Below are 15615 nucleotides of genomic sequence, written 5' to 3'. Positions count from 1 at the left end.
CGCGCAGTCCCAGCACCACCCCGCTCACACACCCAGCGCGCGCCCGTCGCTGCGCGGATCGTGCGCGCCTGAAACCGTGCCGTCGGCATCGATGCGAATCACGCCTGGGTGACCCGCCAGCGGACTCTGCGCCGCGATCGTGCTGACCTCGTGGCCGCGCGCGGCCAGCGCCGCGAACACGTCGGCGCCCGCGTCTTCTTCGAGCTTCAACGCATCGCGCGCGTCGGAGAACGTCTTGCCGAGCAGAAAGCGCGGGCGGGCGAGGGCGGTGAGCGGGTCCATCCCGTAGTCGATCAGCCGCGTGAGAATCGCGGCGAGCGTTTGCGGCTGACCGTCGGCGCCTTGCGTGCCGAACAGCAACGCCGGGCGGCCGTCTTTCAGATACATGCCGGGGTTCAGCGTATGAAAGGGGCGCTTGCCCGGCTGCACGACGTTGTGATGCGCGGGGTGTGGGCTGAACGAGGCGCCGCGGTTGTGCCACAGAATGCCGGTGTCGCCCGCGACCACGCCGCTGCCCCAATCGAAGTAGACCGTTTGCAGCACGCTGACGCTGCGGCCTTCGCGATCCGTCGCGCCGATGAACACCGTATCGCCCGGGCGGAACACGTGCGGCCACGCGCGGGCCTGCTGCAAGTCGATCGAAGCGGCATGCGCGTCGAGTGTCGCACGCGAGAGCATCTGCTCGAGCGGCACGTCGTTGAACTCGGGATCGGAAACGAAACGGTCGCGATCGACGAACGCGCATTTCACGGCTTCCACCAGCAGGTGGTAGTAATCGGCGCTGCCTTCGCGAATCGAGGCGACGTCGAAGCGATCCAGCGTACCCATGATCTGCAGCGTCGTCACCCCTTGCGTGGGCGGACGCAGGCTCACCAGCTCGCCGCCGCGATACGCGACCCGCAACGGCGCTTCGTCGCGCGCGCGGGTTCTGGCGAGGTCGCTCGCGGTGAGCGGCGAGCCGGCCTGCTGCAAACCGCGTGCGATTCGCTCGGCCAGCTCGCCTTCATAAAACTCGCGCGCGCCGAAACGGGCAATCCGTTCGATGCTTTTCGCCAACGCCGGTTGCGCGAAGCGCTCGTCGATGGCGGGAATCCTGCCGTGCGGTGCGAAGGCCGCCGCGAAGCCGGGTAATGCGCTCAATTCGTCGGCGCGCAGGCTCTGCCAGAAATGTTGGGACGGCGTGACCGGAAAACCGTTGCTCGCATAATCGAGCGCACGCTCGAACAGCGACGACCACGACTGCGTGCCGCCCCATGTGCTTTGACTGATCTCGTAGGCCTGATGCCATGTATCGACAGTGGCGGCAGTCGTGAGCGCGGACGCCGCGCCGCGCACGGGAATCGCGGCATCGAACGCGGGCAGTTCAGCCGCGGCCTGGCCGATGCCCGACAGCGTGCGCAATGTCCCCGCGCGGTCGCCGATCACCCAGAAGGCGTCGCCGCCGAGTCCGGTGAAATGCGGATACGTCACGCACAGCGCCGCGCCGATCGCGATGGCCGCTTCGATCGCATTACCGCCCGCACGCAATACATCGCGGCCGGCCTCGCTCGCCAACGCATGAGGGCTGGTGACCATGCCGTCGATGGCACAGGCGAGTCGAGAGTCGTGCATTCTTGCTCCGCTACGGGGGATGAGTTGCGCATGAGCGCGCCGGAGTCGGAAGTATAAGTTCGCGCGCGGCGCCGAAAATAATCAGTGCGGCGCCGCAACACGCATGAGGCCGCGCGCGCAGGTAGCGCGTGATCAGTGTGCAATGAGACACACGGCGTAATCCCTCACCGCCGCACGCGTTCATTCATAAGAGAAGAAGCCGCCGAACTTCTCGATCCGTTCGAGCGCCATGCCCGAGCCGCGCACCACGCAGGTCAGCGGCGCTTCGGCGACGAACACCGGCAGCCCCGTTTCTTCCGCCAGCAGCCGGTCGAGGTCGCGCAGCAGCGCGCCACCGCCCGCCAGCATGATGCCGCGCTCGGCGATATCGGCGCCGAGTTCGGGCGGCGTCTGTTCCAGGGCGATCTTCACGGCCGACACGATCTGGTTCAGCGGATCGGTCAGCGCTTCGAGAATTTCGTTGCTCGACACGGTGAAACTGCGTGGTATCCCTTCGGACATATTGCGGCCCTTGACTTCCATCTCCTTGACTTCGGAGCCGGGAAACGCGGAGCCGATTTCCTTCTTGATCGCTTCGGCGGTTTGCTCGCCGATCAGCATGCCGTAGTTGCGGCGGATGTAGTTGACGATCGCATCGTCGAACTTGTCGCCGCCCACGCGCACCGAGCCCTTGTACACGATGCCGCCGAGCGAGATCACGCCCACTTCGGTCGTGCCGCCGCCGATGTCGACCACCATCGAGCCGGTCGCGTCCGACACCGGCAGCCCCGCGCCGGTTGCCGCGGCCATCGGCTCCTCGATCAGATAGACCTGCGATGCGCCCGCGCTATGGGCGGCTTCCTTGATCGCGCGGCGCTCGACCTGGGTCGAACCGCACGGCACGCAGATGATGATGCGTGGCGACGGCGCGAACATCCGCGATTCGTGCGCCATCTGGATGAAGCGCTTGATCATCTGCTGGGTGATGTTGAAGTCGGCGATCACGCCGTCTTTCATCGGGCGGATCGCCTCGATGTTGCCCGGCACTTTGCCGAGCATCTGCTTTGCTTCCTTGCCGACGGCCAGAATGATCTTCTTGCCATTCGGGCCGCCTTCCTGGCGGATCGAAACCACCGAGGGTTCGTCGAGCACGATGCCTTTGCCACGCATGTAGATCAGCGTGTTGGACGTGCCGAGGTCGATGGCCAGGTCGTTGGAAAAATAGCCGCGCAGAAAACCGAACATGCAAATTCCTGTCTCTGTGAGGTCGGGCGCGTGAGCGCCGCTGGGGGAGTGCCGCGCCATGGCGCCAGGCGACCGGTTGACGGTCGGGAGAGAGGGAAGAATAACAGTTTCGGATGCGGCGGCAATGCCGGTGGCTGAGCTGGCGCAAAATCAGTCCTGCTTGGGCTTATCCGTGCGCTCGCCACGCGGGTGCACGAGCAGCCTCGCGGCTTCGCAGGAAGTGGACGACGCAGGCCGGGCTTGCGTACGGAGGCGCGAGCGGGCGAACGGACCGGCCCTGCGCAGGCACGCTCGCGCGGGTTCGCCGGCCACGGGCACGGCCGCTTCAGACCTCGGCGACGGTTGCTCAAGGCAGCGCGGCGGCGTGACGCGCAACGCGCCGGGCGGCCGAAGCCGCCCGCCGGCCGGTTCTTCACGGGATGCTGCGCGGACGAACATTACTGAATGGTAATCGTCGACCCGAGCGCCAGACGGTATGATTTCAGCGTCAACGCAAAGCGGAGTAACCAATGCGAATCCTGGTGATCGAGGACGAGCTGAAAACAGCGGCCTATCTGAAGAAAGGTCTGGAAGAATCCGGCTACGCGGTTGACGTCGCGAACGACGGCCCGCAGGGACTGCTGCTCGCCCAGGAGGAAGAGTACGACGTGATCGTGCTCGACGTGATGCTGCCGGGCATGGACGGCTGGAGCGTCGTCAGGAGCTTGCGCAGCACCCGCACCACGCCCGTGCTGTTCCTCACCGCGCGCGACGACGTCGACGACCGCGTGCGAGGGCTGGAGCTCGGCGCGGACGACTACCTCGTCAAGCCTTTTGCCTTCGTCGAATTGCTGGCGCGCGTGCGCACGCTTGGGCGCCGTGGGCCGCCGCGCGAAAGCGAGCTGATCAAGGTAGGTGATCTGGAAATGGACGTGAATCGCCGGCGCGTGAAACGGGGCGGCACGCGCATCGATCTGACGCCGCGTGAATTCTCGCTGCTGCAGCTGCTCGCGCGCCGCGAGGGTGAAGTGCTGAGCCGCACGCAGATCGCCTCCTATGTATGGGATATGAATTTCGACAGCGACACGAATGTCGTCGAAGTCGCGATCCGGCGTCTGCGCACCAAGATCGACGATAATTTCCCGGTCAAGCTGATTCACACCGTGCGCGGCGTCGGCTACGTGCTCGAAGTGAAGGACCTCGGCTGATGCGCGGCCGTTCGCTTGCCGCCACGCTCGCCTTTGCTTTTGGCGTCACCACGCTGGCGGTATTCGTGCTGGTCGGCAGTTTCCTGTACCTCGCGCTCGAAAAGCAGATCAAGGCGCAGGACAATCTCGACATCGTGCTGGCCGCGCGTCACGCACGGCGCCTCGCCGAAGAACTCGAATCGGCGCAGGGCATTCGCGAACACGGCGAGCGCCTTGCGAGCATCGTGCTCGGCAACGAGGCGATGTCGATGGAAGTGTTCGGCCCCGACGGCAACAAGGCGATCGACCACAACATCGCCGCTGCGCTCGCCGCGCCGGACGCGGCCAGCGGCGCGGCGAGCCTCGCCGCGCTGCCGCCGCTCGCGCGCGTGGCGGCCACCGCGCGCATTACCGAGGCCGACATCGGCGACTGGATCGGGCGCAATGGCGCCCCGATTCGCGGCATTCTCACCGATGTGCGGCTGCGCAACGGCGACACCGCGAGCGTGCTGGTGGCGCGCAACATGAGCGACCGCTGGCTGCTGCTGGACCGTTACCGCGACAAGCTCCAGATGGCGGGCGTGGCCGGCGTGCTGCTGGCGATGCTGCTCGGCTATGTGCTGATTCGCGTCGCGCTGCAGCCGCTGCGCGACATTGCGGCGAGCGCGGGCCTCGTCACGATCAACCGCCTCGATACGCGGGTCACCGTCGAGCGTGTGCCGAGTGAACTGGCGGCGCTGGTGGTGTCGTTCAATGCGATGCTCGAACGGGTCGAGCAGGGTTTTCAGAGGCTGTCGCGTTTCACGGCCGATCTCGCGCACGACATGCGCACGCCGCTCGGCAACATGCGCGGCGCCGCCGAGGTGGCGCTCGCCCGTCCGCGTTCGGTCGATGAATACGAGTCGCTGCTCGCGTCGAATCTCGAAGAGTGCGACCGTCTGTCGAGAATGATCGAGAACGTGCTGTTTCTCGCGCGCGCCGAGCATCCGCAGTTCGTCAAGCACATGCGCGAGTTCGACGCGGGGCAGGAACTGAGCCACATCGCCGACTACTTCGAAGGCATTGCCGAGGAGGCGGGCGTGCGCGTGCGGGTCGGCGGCGCAGCCAGCCTGACGGCGGATCTCGAACTGTTTCGCCGCGCGCTCGGCAATCTGCTCGCGAATGCGATCCGCTATACGCCGCCGGGCGGCGAGATCGCGCTGGACGTCGGCGAGTCGCCCGAGGCGGTGCGGGTCAGCGTGTCGAATCAGGGCACGCCGATCGCGGCCGAGCATCTCGAACGCATCTTCGACCGCTTCTATCGCGTCGATCCGTCACGCAGTTCGCTGCCCGCGGCAGACGTCTCGCAAGCGTCGACGGGATCGACGGGACTGGGCCTCGCCATCGTGCGCACCATCATGGAGTTGCATGGCGGCACGGTGCATGCGGAGAGCGATGCGCGCGGCACACGCTTCGTCCTGACTTTCAAACGGGCAGGGTGAACGCCCGAGGCCCAGGCGGGGCGCTCGGCAACGCTATCCATGCGCGGGCGTGTTCGCTGCGCCTGCCTGCCACGGTCCGCCCAACGCCTTCAGCAACAGCACACTCGATTCCAGTTGGCGCGCGGCGATCTGATCGGCGACGCGCTGATTCGTCAGCGCGATGGTCTGTGCGGTCACGACGTCGAGATAGCTCACGGCCCCCGCATTGAAGCGGTTCGTCGTGAGGCGCAGCGACAGATCCGCGGCCGTCGTGGCGCGCTGCTGGCTGGCGGCTTCGTCGGCGAGCGCGTGCAGCGCGGACAGGCTGTCCTCGACTTGCTGGAACGCCACCAGCACCGACTGGCGATAATCGGCGACCGCGCCGTCATATTGAGCGACGGCGCCGTGCAGGCTCGCGCGGCGCTTGCCGCCGTCGAACAGCGTACCGGCCAGTTGCGGGCCGAGTGACCAGAACAGACTGGGCGCGCTCAGCCATGGCGCGAAGAAGGTGCTCTCGAGGCCCACGCTCGCCGACAACACCAGGTCGGGGAAGAACGCCGCGTGCGCCACGCCGATCTGCGCATTCGCGGACGCCACACGCCGTTCGGCGGCGGCGATGTCAGGGCGGCGCTCCAGCAGCTGGGACGGCAAGCCCACGGGAATCGCCGGCGGCGCCGCGGCGGAGCCGTTCGGCGGCAGCGTGAAGCTCGAGGCCGGCTCGCCGGTCAGCGTGGCAATCGCATGCTGCATCTGCGCGCGCGTCACGTCGATATCGGTCGCCTGCGTGCGGGTGGCTTCGAGTTGCGTCGTGGCCTGGGCGACGGCGGAAGCATCGATCGCGCCGTTGTTCAGTTGCTGTTGCAGCAGCTTCAACGCGGCGGCGTAGGCGCTCACGCTGTCGTCGAGCAGTTTCTTCTGGGTATCGAGCGAGCGCAGCGCGAAATAGTCGACGGCGAGATCGGCGCTCATCGACAGGCGCACGCCTTCGAGGTCCGCTTCGCTGGCCTGGGCGTCGGCGTGGGCGCCGTTCACGCTGTCGCGGATGCGTCCGAACAGATCCGGTTCCCAACTCGCCGAGACGCCCGCCGCATAGTCGGGCACGGTCTTGCCCGCCAGCGATTTGCCTTCGACGTTCTGCGAGGTCCGCGACCGGTCCTGCGCGAGGCCGGCGGTAATCGTCGGAAAAAAACCGGCGCGCTGGTAGTCGACCAGCGAGCGCGCCTGCTGGAGCTGCGCGACCGCCTTGCGCACGGTCTGGTTCGACACGTCGATGCGCGCTTCGAGCTGGTTGAGAACCGGATCGTCGAAAGCGGTCCACCACGGACCGCGCGGCGCCGCGTCAGCCGGCGCGGCCTGCGTCCAGCCGGGCGCCGCGCCCGCATAGTGCGCGGGGACTTCGGCGGTGGGGCGCTGGTAAGGCGGCAGGGTCGAACAGGCGCCAAGCAGCGCGGAGCACAGCGCGGCGAGCAGCGTGGCGAACGGGGCGCGGCGCGGCAGCGGCCTTGCCGGAGAGCTTGAAAACATCGGCGATTCCTTTCTGTGACGGTGGCTCAGCTATGCATCGCCGGTGTGATCTGAACGACCTGGCCCGTGCTCAGCGAATCGCCGGGGTTGTCGATCACGCGATCGGTCGAGGCGAGCCCCGTCGTGATTTCCACATGCGTGCCGAAATCGCGGCCGATCTGCACGGTCTTCAGCACCGCCCGGCCGTTGCCGTCGACCACCGCTACCGTCACACCGCCGGGGCGGAACAACAGCGCGCTGACCGGCAGGTCGAGCGCGGGTCTCGTCGCCTGCAACTGCAGATGCACCTGCCCGTAGGCGCCGGGCATCAGCGCGCCATCCCGGTTGTCCACGTCGACTTCGACGCGCAGCGTGCGGCTCGACGGGTCGATCGCGCCGCTCGTGCGGGCCACCTTCGCGGGGATCTGGCGGCCCGGATACTGCTGGGTGCTCAGATACACGCCGATGCCGGGCGTGACGTAAGGCGCGTCGTTCTGCGGCACGTCGACGAACACGCGCAGCGTGCCGGTCTGCTGAATGTGGAACAGCTCGCCTGACGCGCCGGCCGTGCCGGGCGAGCCGCCCGCCGTCACCAGCGCGCCGACGTCGACGTTGCGCGCGGTGATCACGCCGTCGAACGGCGCGGTGACCTTTTCGTACGAAACCAGCTCGGCGAGATGCGCGACATTGGCCTGCGCCGACGCCAGCATCGCGCGGCGCGCTTCCATCTCGCTGACCTTGGTGTCGGCATCCTGCTGCGCGACCGACTGGGTTTGCAGCATCGCCTGCCAGCGCTGCGCGGTGGTCTTCGCGAAGTCGAAATTGGCCTGCGCGGTGGCGGCGTCGGCGCGGGCCTGGCGCAGTTGCGCGTCGAGCTCCGGCGCGTCGATCGTCGCGAGCGTCTGGCCGTTCTTCACCTGCGCGCCGAGGTCGGTGTTCCAGTGCGCGAGATAACCGCTCGTGCGGGCATAGATCGAGGCTTCCGCGAACGGCGTAATTGAACCGGGCAGCACGAGTTCACGGCTGGCCGGTGCGGCGCGCGGCGTGACGACGGAGACGCTGAGCACGCTTTGCGCGTCGGTCTGGCGAGTCAGCGCGGCGCTGGCATGCAGGCGCGGCACGATGCCGAGGAGCAGCAACGCGACGGCGAGGCCGGCGGGCACGAGCGGCCAGAGGCGGCGGCGCTGCCTCGCGTCAGGGGAAACAGTGGCGCTGGTGGCTGTGTCGCTGTCGGTCCCGGCGTGTTCGCGGTGATCGGCGCTCGCGGGTTCTACGGGCGAAGCGCTGCTTCTGTCGGACATGTGCGCGCGTGAGCCGCCGTCCGTCTGCGATGCTGACGCCGCCCCCCGATGCGGCTCGGCAGCGCGAGCCGCATCGGGGGGAGTGCCGGTTTCAGCGGCGTGCGCAGACTGGCTAGCCTGCTCGCCCAGTTCGGGCGGAAATGATGAGTCGTTCATGGGCCAGGTCCTGTCGGAATCAAAGAGTGTGGGCCGGCTCGCGGACTTGCTGGGCGGCGTTGCGCGCCGCGCGGCGCCGATCGAGCCACGCGTGCACGGTCCCGTAGACCACCGGGACGAACAGCAAGGTCGACAGCGTGCCGAGCGCGAGGCCGCCGATCACGGCGCGTCCGAGCGGCGCGTTCTGTTCGCCGCCGTCGCCGAGGCCGAGCGCCATCGGCAGCATGCCGATCAGCATCGCCAGCGCGGTCATCAGCACCGGACGGAAGCGGCTGAAACCGGCGTCGAGCGCGGCGCGCAGCGGCGGTGTGCCGCCGTGGTGCAATTCACGGGCGGTGTTGATGACGAGAATGCTATTGGCCGTGGCAATGCCGATGCACAGAATCGTGCCCGTGAGCGCCGGCACGCTCAGGCGAGTGCCGGTGCTGAACAGCATCCACGCGATGCCCGCGAGCGAACCCGGCAGACCGGTGACGATGATGAGCGGATCGAGCCACGACTGGAAATTGACGACCATCAGCAGATAGACGAGTGCGATCGCGAACAGCATGCCGCTTGCGAGGCCGGTGAACGAGTCGTGCATCGCCTGCACCTGGCCGCGCACCACGATCGACGCGCCCGGCGGCAACTGCGGCCTGATCTGGTCGACGAGCCGGGTCACGTCGGCCGCCACGCCGCCGAGATCGCGCCCTTGCGCCGACGCGAAAATATCGAGCACCGGCTGCACGTTGTAGTGCGACACCACGGCTTGCTGGGTGCCGCGCGTCAGCGTGCCGAGCGCGCCGAGCAGGTTCTGCGGTGCGGGGCCGGTCGCCGAGCCGGATGCGCCGCCTTGTGCGACCGGAATATTGGCGAGCGCCTGCAGCGAGTTCACGTCGTACTGCGGCATCATCGCCAGAAGTGGGTAGCTGACGCCGTTGCGCGGATCGAGCCAGAAGTTCGGCGAAGTCTGCGAACTGCCGGACAGCGCGATCAGCAGATTCTGCGAGACGTCGCGTTGCAGCAAACCGGCCTGAATCGCTCGCGTGCGGTCGACGTTGACGTTGATCGCGGGGGCGTCGCCCGGCTGCTGGATACGCGCGTCGACGAGACCGCGCACGCCGCGCAGTTGCGCGAGCAGTGTGTTGGCGACGGCGCGGTTCGCATTGAGCTTGTTGCCGACGATCTGGATATCGATCGGCGCGGGCAAGCCGAAGTTGAGAATCTGGCTGACGATGTCGGCGGGCAGGAACGCGAACGTGACGCCGGGGAAATCCTTCGTGAGCATCGTGCGCAGCGCCGCCACATACTGCGCGGTGGGCCGGTGTTTCGCCGCGAGCGTGATCATCACGTCGGCGTCTTCCGGGCCGATCGGGTCCGACGAGTCGTAGGTCAGATTGATGCCGCTCACCGGCACGCCGATGTTGTCCAGCATCGCGGCCAGTTCCTTCGGCGCAATCGTGTCACGCACGCGGGTTTCGACCTCGTCGGTGAGACGCGCGGTGTCTTCGATACGCGTGCCGGTCGGCGCCCGCAGATGCAGGCGGATCTCGCCGGTATCGACAGCAGGGAAGAAATCGCGGCCGGCGAACGGCACCAGCGCGAGCGAGCCGACGCACGCCAGCAGGAACACCGCAATGAAGCGACGCGGGCTCGCGATCGCCGCGCCGAGCGCGCCGCGATAGGCTTCGCGCAGCCGCTCGAAGCGTCGCTCGAACGCTGCCTGAAAGCGGATCAGACGCGCAATCGGGCCGTTGCCGTTGCCGCTGAGCGGCGCATGGCTGCGCGCGCGCATCAGATACATGGCGAGGGTCGGCACCAGCGTGCGCGAAAAGAAGTACGACGCGATCATCGCGAACACGACGGCTTCGGCGAGCGGCACGAACAGATAGCGCGCGACGCCGGAGAGCAGGAACATCGGCACGAACACGATGCAGATCGAGAGTGTCGAGACGAAGGTGGGCACGGCGATTTCGCCGGAGCCGTTCAGGATCGCGTCGTGCAGCGGCGCGCCGTTTTCCAGATGATGCGTGATGTTTTCGATCGCGACGGTGGCGTCGTCGACGAGAATGCCCACCGCGAGCGCAAGCCCGCCGAGCGTCATGATGTTGATGGTCTGGCCGAGCGCGGAAAGCGCGATCAGCGAAGTCAGCACCGCCAGCGGAATCGACACCGCGATGATGAGCGTGGCGCGCCAGCTGCCGAGAAACAGCAGGATCATCAGCGCGGTAAGCGCGGCGGCGATCAACGCCTCGCGCGCGACGCCCACTACGGCCGATTTCACGAACACCGACTGGTCCGAGAGCGCGGTGATGTGCAAGGCGCTCGGCAAGCCGGCCGCGATGTGCGGCAACAGCGATTTGACCTGCTGGATGATCGTCAGCGTCGAGGTATTGCCGGATTTTTCGACGGTCAGCAGCGCGGCGCGTTTGCCGTCGCTGCGTACGATGTTGGTCTGCGGCGCGTAGCCGTCGCGCACATGGGCGACGTCGCGCACGTACACCACGCCGCCCGCCACTGTTTTGATCGGCAGATCGTTGAGCGCGGCGACGGTGTCCGTGCTGCCGTTCATCTGCACGTTGTATTCCTTCGCGCCGATCTTCGCCGTGCCGCCCGGCAGGATGAGGTTCTGCGCGTTGATCGCGTTGACCACGTCGAGCGGTGCGAGGCCCTTGGCCTGCAGCGCGCGCGGGTCGATATCGACCATGATCTGCCGCACCTTGCCGCCGAACGGCAGCGGCACCGCCGCGCCTTGCACCGTCGCCAGCTGCGTGCGGATCGCGCTATTGCCCAGGTCGTAGAGCTGCTGCTCGGACAACGTGTCGCTGGACAGCCCGAGTTGCAGGATCGGCACCGTCGAGGCGTTGTACGTGATGATGTTCGGTGGCAGCGTGCCAGGCGGCAGCACGCGCAGAATCGACGCGGAATTGGACGCGGCCTCGGCAATCGCGCGATTGATATCCGCACCCGGATGAAAAAAGATCTTCACTACCGACACGCCATTGAGCGATTGCGATTCGATATGCTCGATATCTTCGACGTCGGAGGTGAGCGCGCGTTCGTAGTTCGACGTGATGCGGTTGGCCATGTCCTGCGCGGAAAAGCCGTTATACGTCCAGACGATGCTGACCACCGGGATATCGATGTTGGGGAAGATATCGGTCGGCGTGCGTAGTATCGCGAGCGGGCCGACCATAAAGATCAGCACGGCGAGTACCACGAAAGTGTAGGGGCGGCGCAGCGCGAGCCTGACGATCCACATATCGGATTCCTGAAAATGACAAAGGAGGCGCGCGTCGGGGCGGCGCTGCGATGAACGCGCGACGCGGCTTCGTGAGTCAGGAGTGTGGCGGCGGGGCGCTTACGCGCTGCGGTCGGCTAGATTACCGTTCTGTTATCTGACGGACCGAGGGGAGGGGCGAGGCGCGCGGCGGGCGAGCGCGGGCTCGCCATGGATAACAAAACGGTAATGTCCGGGTCAGTGCTCCGACAGCTGAAATAACAAGAATGGGAAGCGTGGTTCAGGCCACTTCCTTCTTGCCCCTACCCGGAGATTCATCATGAAACTGCTTACCGCTCTTGCCGTTGCCGCCCTCAGCCTGCCGTTCGGCGCGAATGCCTTTGCTCAAACCACCTCGTCGGGCTTGACGCGGGCCGACGTGATGGCGCAGTTGCAGCAGGCGCAAGCCGAAGGACTGGTCCCGACGCCGACCGGCGACTATCCGCCGTCGGCGGCGACGATTGCGCGAAACCGCGAAATTTACGCGATCCAGCACGGTACTGATCACACCGGCGCGCTCAGCACGGCAGACGCACCCGCCATGCAATCGCGCACGGCGTCGAATTGAGAACGGCTTCAGGCCGGATTGCTTGCGGGCGCGGCGGCCCAATCCACCGCCGCATCGAACAGGCTCGCGCCCGCCGCAGACAGATTGCCGAATGTGTCGTTGTTCAGAAAGAACATCACGCGCCGCGCGGGCGCCAGCGACTCATAGTCCATGGTCGCGCCTTTTTCGTACGCGAAAATCGCCGCTTTCTCCGGTTGACCGTACAGCGTCGCGATGATCGCCGCGCCGAGCCCGGGCTTGCCCCAACTCATCGCGGCCTGCCTGCCGTAGACATTCGTCACGCCCGCCGGCAAACCGGCGGCCATCGGATGCGGCGCATTGACGAGCCACAGGTAGCGCTCTTTTTGCGCTTCGCCGAAATCGACGTCGTGGCGTTTGCCGGTCATCGCGAAGTCGTCGAGCAGATCGTTTTCCCATGTGAGTAGCGGCCTGGCCAGATAGCGCCAGCCGCTCGCCACCAGTTTCGACGACACAGTCGACGAGATCAGCACCAGATCGGCGTCGCTCGCCGCTTCGGGCGGCTGTGCCTGATCGAGCATGCGAACGCCGTAACCGCGCGCGATGAGATGTGCGGCGATCTTCTGGTCGGCGCTCTGGTCCGGGCCGCTTTTTTTCTCACCTGTTTGCGCGTTTGCCTGCACGACCATCACCACCTTCCTGCCCGTGCCTGTGGCGTTCGATACCGCGTAGGCTGCGGGCGCGCCAAACGCCAACCCCGCACCGAGGCTCGCTGCCGCAGTGAGAAAAGTTCTGCGGTTCGCGCGCGGCGCGAGGGCGGGTTCATTGCGGTGCTTGTGAATTTTCATGGGCCTTCCTGTCTCGTTCAGGTGGATAGTGCGAACGGCGGCGCGTACCGCGCCCGTGCGGTTCAAAACTCGAGCGTCGACAGCAGCGACACCTGGCGCGCGTCGCCAATCGACACGAAGTACTTGTTCACGCTCGACGGGTAGTACGTCTTGTTGAACAGGTTCTTCACGTTGAGCTGGAAAGACAGATGACGGTTGCCGATTTTCGTGTCGTAGGTGGCGAACGCATCGGCGACCGTATAGGACGGCAGCGTGAAGCTGTTCGCCGAATCGCCCGGCCGCGCGCCGACGTAATGCGCGCCGGCGCCCACGCGCAACTGGTCGCCGCCGAGGACCGCGCCGAAGTCGTACACCGCCGCGAACGACGCCGTGTTCTGCGGCGCGTTCCACAAGCGGTTGCCGGCATAAAGCGGGTCTTCCGTGGTCTTCGCGTCGATATACGCGTAGCTCGCGATCACGCTCCAGTGCTCGCCGATCTGACCGGCGACGTCGAGTTCGACGCCGCGCGAGCGCGCCTTGCCGGCGGTGCGCCAGTCGGTCTGTTTGGTCGCATCGTTGTACTGCTGCACCAGCACGTTTTTCTTGTCGATGTTAAAGAGCGCGAGCGTGCCGGTCAGCCCGGCGGGCAGCGCCATTTTTGCGCCGAGCTCCCATGAGGTGGCCTGCTCGGGCTGCACCGACGAGCCGATCACCACGCCGGTGGAGAGCGGCGCGATCGTCGAGGTCGGCTTCAGCGACTGCGTATAGCTGCCGTACAGCGACACCGTGTCGGTCCATTTGTAGACCACGCCCGCGCGAGGCAGCCATCTCGTGCCGTTGATGTCGGTGTTGGCGACGAACGGCCGGCCCTTGCCCGCGACCTGGTTGTAGCTCAGAAAACGTGCGCCGCCGATCAGTATCCACTTGTCGGTCAGATGCAGACTGTCCTGGAAGAACAGCGAGCGGTCGTGCAGCGTGTCGGTCTGATCGCTGTCGCTCGCGGACACCGTGGTGGACGGACTCTCCAGGCCGTAGACCGGATCGAAATAGTTGAACGGATACTTCGTCGCCTGACGCAGCAGGTCGCGGCGATAGATGCGGCGATACTCGGCGTCGACGCCGACCTGCAGATCGTTACGCAATCCGGCGACGTTGAAATGGCCGTCCACATACGCGATCGCGTAACTATCCGTGCTCAGCGCGCCATGCGTCGCATCGTTGCTGCGCGACACGGCGCCTGTCGTGCTGTTGATGCCCTGCACGCGCAACTGGTTCGCGTCGTAGGTTTCGCGGTTGTAGCTGTAGCCGACATGCGCCTTCCAGTCGGCGTTGATCTGATGATCGACGCTGATTTGCGCGAGGTGCGATTCGCCGTCCATCTCGTTGAACGGCTCGTCGAGACGGCGGCGGCTCGGAATCGCGAGTGGCTCGTTGGTCTTCGGATCGAGCGCGGTGCCGCGGTCGAACGGATAGAGGAAGTTCCGGTATTCGTACGAGACCACCACCTGCGTATCGCGTCCATACCACGCGAGCGACGGCGCGACCAGCGTCTCGCGATGCTCGCCGAAATTGCGCCAGTACTGTTCGTTGGTTTGATCGACGACGAGCCGGTACGCGAGGCCCGAGTCGCCGATGGGCCCGGTCGTATCGAGCGTCGTCTCGGCGCCGTTACGGCCGTGCCCGTATGTCGAGCCGAGCACGGAGATCGCGTGATAAGGCGTGAGCAACGGCTGCTTGCTCACCACGTTGACGACGCCGCCGGGGTCCATGATCCCGTACAGCAGCGAAGTCGGGCCCTTGAGCACTTCGACGCTGTCGGCGGCCGCGTTCAGGCCGCGCCCCTGCACGAGCGGCATGCCGTTGTGCATGATCGAGCCGTCGCGATTGCCGCCGAAGCCGCGCTTGAGCAGCGTGTCCTGCGTGCCGGCGAGCGTATTGCCCTGCACGATGCCGCTCACGTTCGCGAGCGCGTCGTCCAGATTGCGCGGACGCTGGTCGCGCAGCACCTGTGACGGCACCACGGCGACGGCCTGCGCGGTGTCGAGTATCGGCGTGTCGGAGCGGGTCACGCCCGCTTCGGCGGGCGGGCGATAGCTGCCAGCTTGCACCAGCCGCGACGTCACGGCGACCGTGGGCAGGGTGGCGTCGCTCGCGCCGTCCGCGCCTGGCCGTTCCTGCTCGATGAGCGTGTAGCTGCCGTTCGACTGCTGGCGTGCGGCGAGGCCGGTGCCATGCAGAAGGTGGTCGAGCGCCTGTTGCACGCCGTACTCGCCGTGCAGGCCTTCGCTGTTGCGCCCGGCTGTCAGCTCAGCCGGGAACGACAGCAGCAGCCCGGCTTCGCGGCCGAAACGATTGAGCGCGCCCTCGAGCGGGCCGGCCGGAATGTCGTAGCGCTTGCGCGCCGGCGCTTCGGCGGCGGCGCGGGTGTCGGCCGAGGGTTCGGCGGCGAGCGCCGCGTTGGACGGCAGCCCCGCCGAGATCAGCGCGGCCGTTGCGATATGCCGCGCGAAGTGCGCCGCCGGCCGTGGGCGCAACACGCCACGGCCGGCGCCGGGCTTTAGATAATGTGCCCGGTTAAAAGG

At 66.7% G+C, this 15615-nt stretch carries 10 protein-coding genes; 3 read left to right on the top strand and 7 right to left on the bottom strand.

Translation table 11 applies throughout. The features are described from left to right. Positions 1-24 precede the first annotated feature (24 nt). Both ggt and PQQ53_RS18290 read right to left on the bottom strand, forming a co-directional pair. The gene (gene ggt, locus PQQ53_RS18295; RefSeq protein WP_408325178.1) at positions 25-1611 is read right to left on the bottom strand and encodes a gamma-glutamyltransferase; all 1587 of its coding nucleotides are present in this window, start codon (positions 1609-1611) and stop codon (positions 25-27) included. A 180-nt stretch (positions 1612-1791) separates the two neighbouring features. Next, positions 1792-2835 (bottom strand): rod shape-determining protein, encoded by a 1044-nt coding sequence (locus PQQ53_RS18290; protein ID WP_121322348.1) that lies wholly within the window; start codon positions 2833-2835, stop codon positions 1792-1794. A 509-nt stretch (positions 2836-3344) separates the two neighbouring features. Here PQQ53_RS18290 and PQQ53_RS18285 point away from each other — a divergent pair. Further along, positions 3345-4022: a heavy metal response regulator transcription factor gene (locus tag PQQ53_RS18285; protein WP_408148045.1), complete on the top strand. Its 678-nt coding sequence runs from the start codon at positions 3345-3347 to the stop codon at positions 4020-4022. Then, positions 4022-5482 carry a heavy metal sensor histidine kinase gene (locus tag PQQ53_RS18280; RefSeq protein WP_408158092.1) on the top strand — a complete coding sequence of 487 codons (1461 nt, stop codon included), beginning with the start codon at positions 4022-4024 and terminating at the stop codon, positions 5480-5482. The genes PQQ53_RS18285 and PQQ53_RS18280 overlap by 1 nt, the downstream gene beginning before the upstream one ends. A gap of 33 nt (positions 5483-5515) precedes the next feature. Here PQQ53_RS18280 and PQQ53_RS18275 read toward each other — a convergent pair whose 3' ends face one another. Genes PQQ53_RS18275 through PQQ53_RS18265 form a run of 3 tightly spaced genes read right to left on the bottom strand, consistent with a single transcriptional unit; the run spans position 5516 to position 11662 of the window. Next, positions 5516-6985: an efflux transporter outer membrane subunit gene (locus PQQ53_RS18275; protein ID WP_408148041.1), complete on the bottom strand. Its 1470-nt coding sequence runs from the start codon at positions 6983-6985 to the stop codon at positions 5516-5518. A 26-nt stretch (positions 6986-7011) separates the two neighbouring features. Next, positions 7012-8421, bottom strand: a complete 1410-nt coding sequence (locus tag PQQ53_RS18270; protein WP_408325176.1) for an efflux RND transporter periplasmic adaptor subunit — start codon at positions 8419-8421, stop codon at positions 7012-7014. A 19-nt stretch (positions 8422-8440) separates the two neighbouring features. Then, positions 8441-11662, bottom strand: coding sequence for an efflux RND transporter permease subunit (locus tag PQQ53_RS18265; RefSeq protein ID WP_408325174.1), 3222 nt, complete (start codon positions 11660-11662; stop codon positions 8441-8443). Positions 11663-11960: 298 nt separating this feature from the next. Between PQQ53_RS18265 and PQQ53_RS18260 the strand changes: the two genes are divergently transcribed. Continuing rightward, entirely contained in the window at positions 11961-12248 is a 288-nt protein-coding gene (locus PQQ53_RS18260; RefSeq protein WP_408325172.1) for a DUF4148 domain-containing protein, read from the top strand. Between the two features lie 8 nt (positions 12249-12256). Here the strand turns inward: PQQ53_RS18260 and PQQ53_RS18255 are convergent, their stop codons facing one another. Continuing rightward, a complete protein-coding gene (locus tag PQQ53_RS18255) occupies positions 12257-13054 on the bottom strand; it encodes a hypothetical protein (protein WP_408325170.1) in 798 nt (265 codons plus the stop codon). A gap of 62 nt (positions 13055-13116) precedes the next feature. Then, complete coding sequence (locus PQQ53_RS18250; protein ID WP_408325331.1) at positions 13117-15570, bottom strand: TonB-dependent siderophore receptor; 2454 nt, start codon at positions 15568-15570, stop codon at positions 13117-13119. Positions 15571-15615 lie beyond the last annotated feature (45 nt).

The organism is Paraburkholderia strydomiana, from assembly GCF_046030495.1.
GTDB classification, from domain to species: Bacteria; Pseudomonadota; Gammaproteobacteria; order Burkholderiales; family Burkholderiaceae; genus Paraburkholderia; species Paraburkholderia strydomiana_A.
The sequence above is the reverse complement of the archived record's forward strand: the minus strand, read 5'-3'. Positions and strand labels throughout refer to the sequence as shown.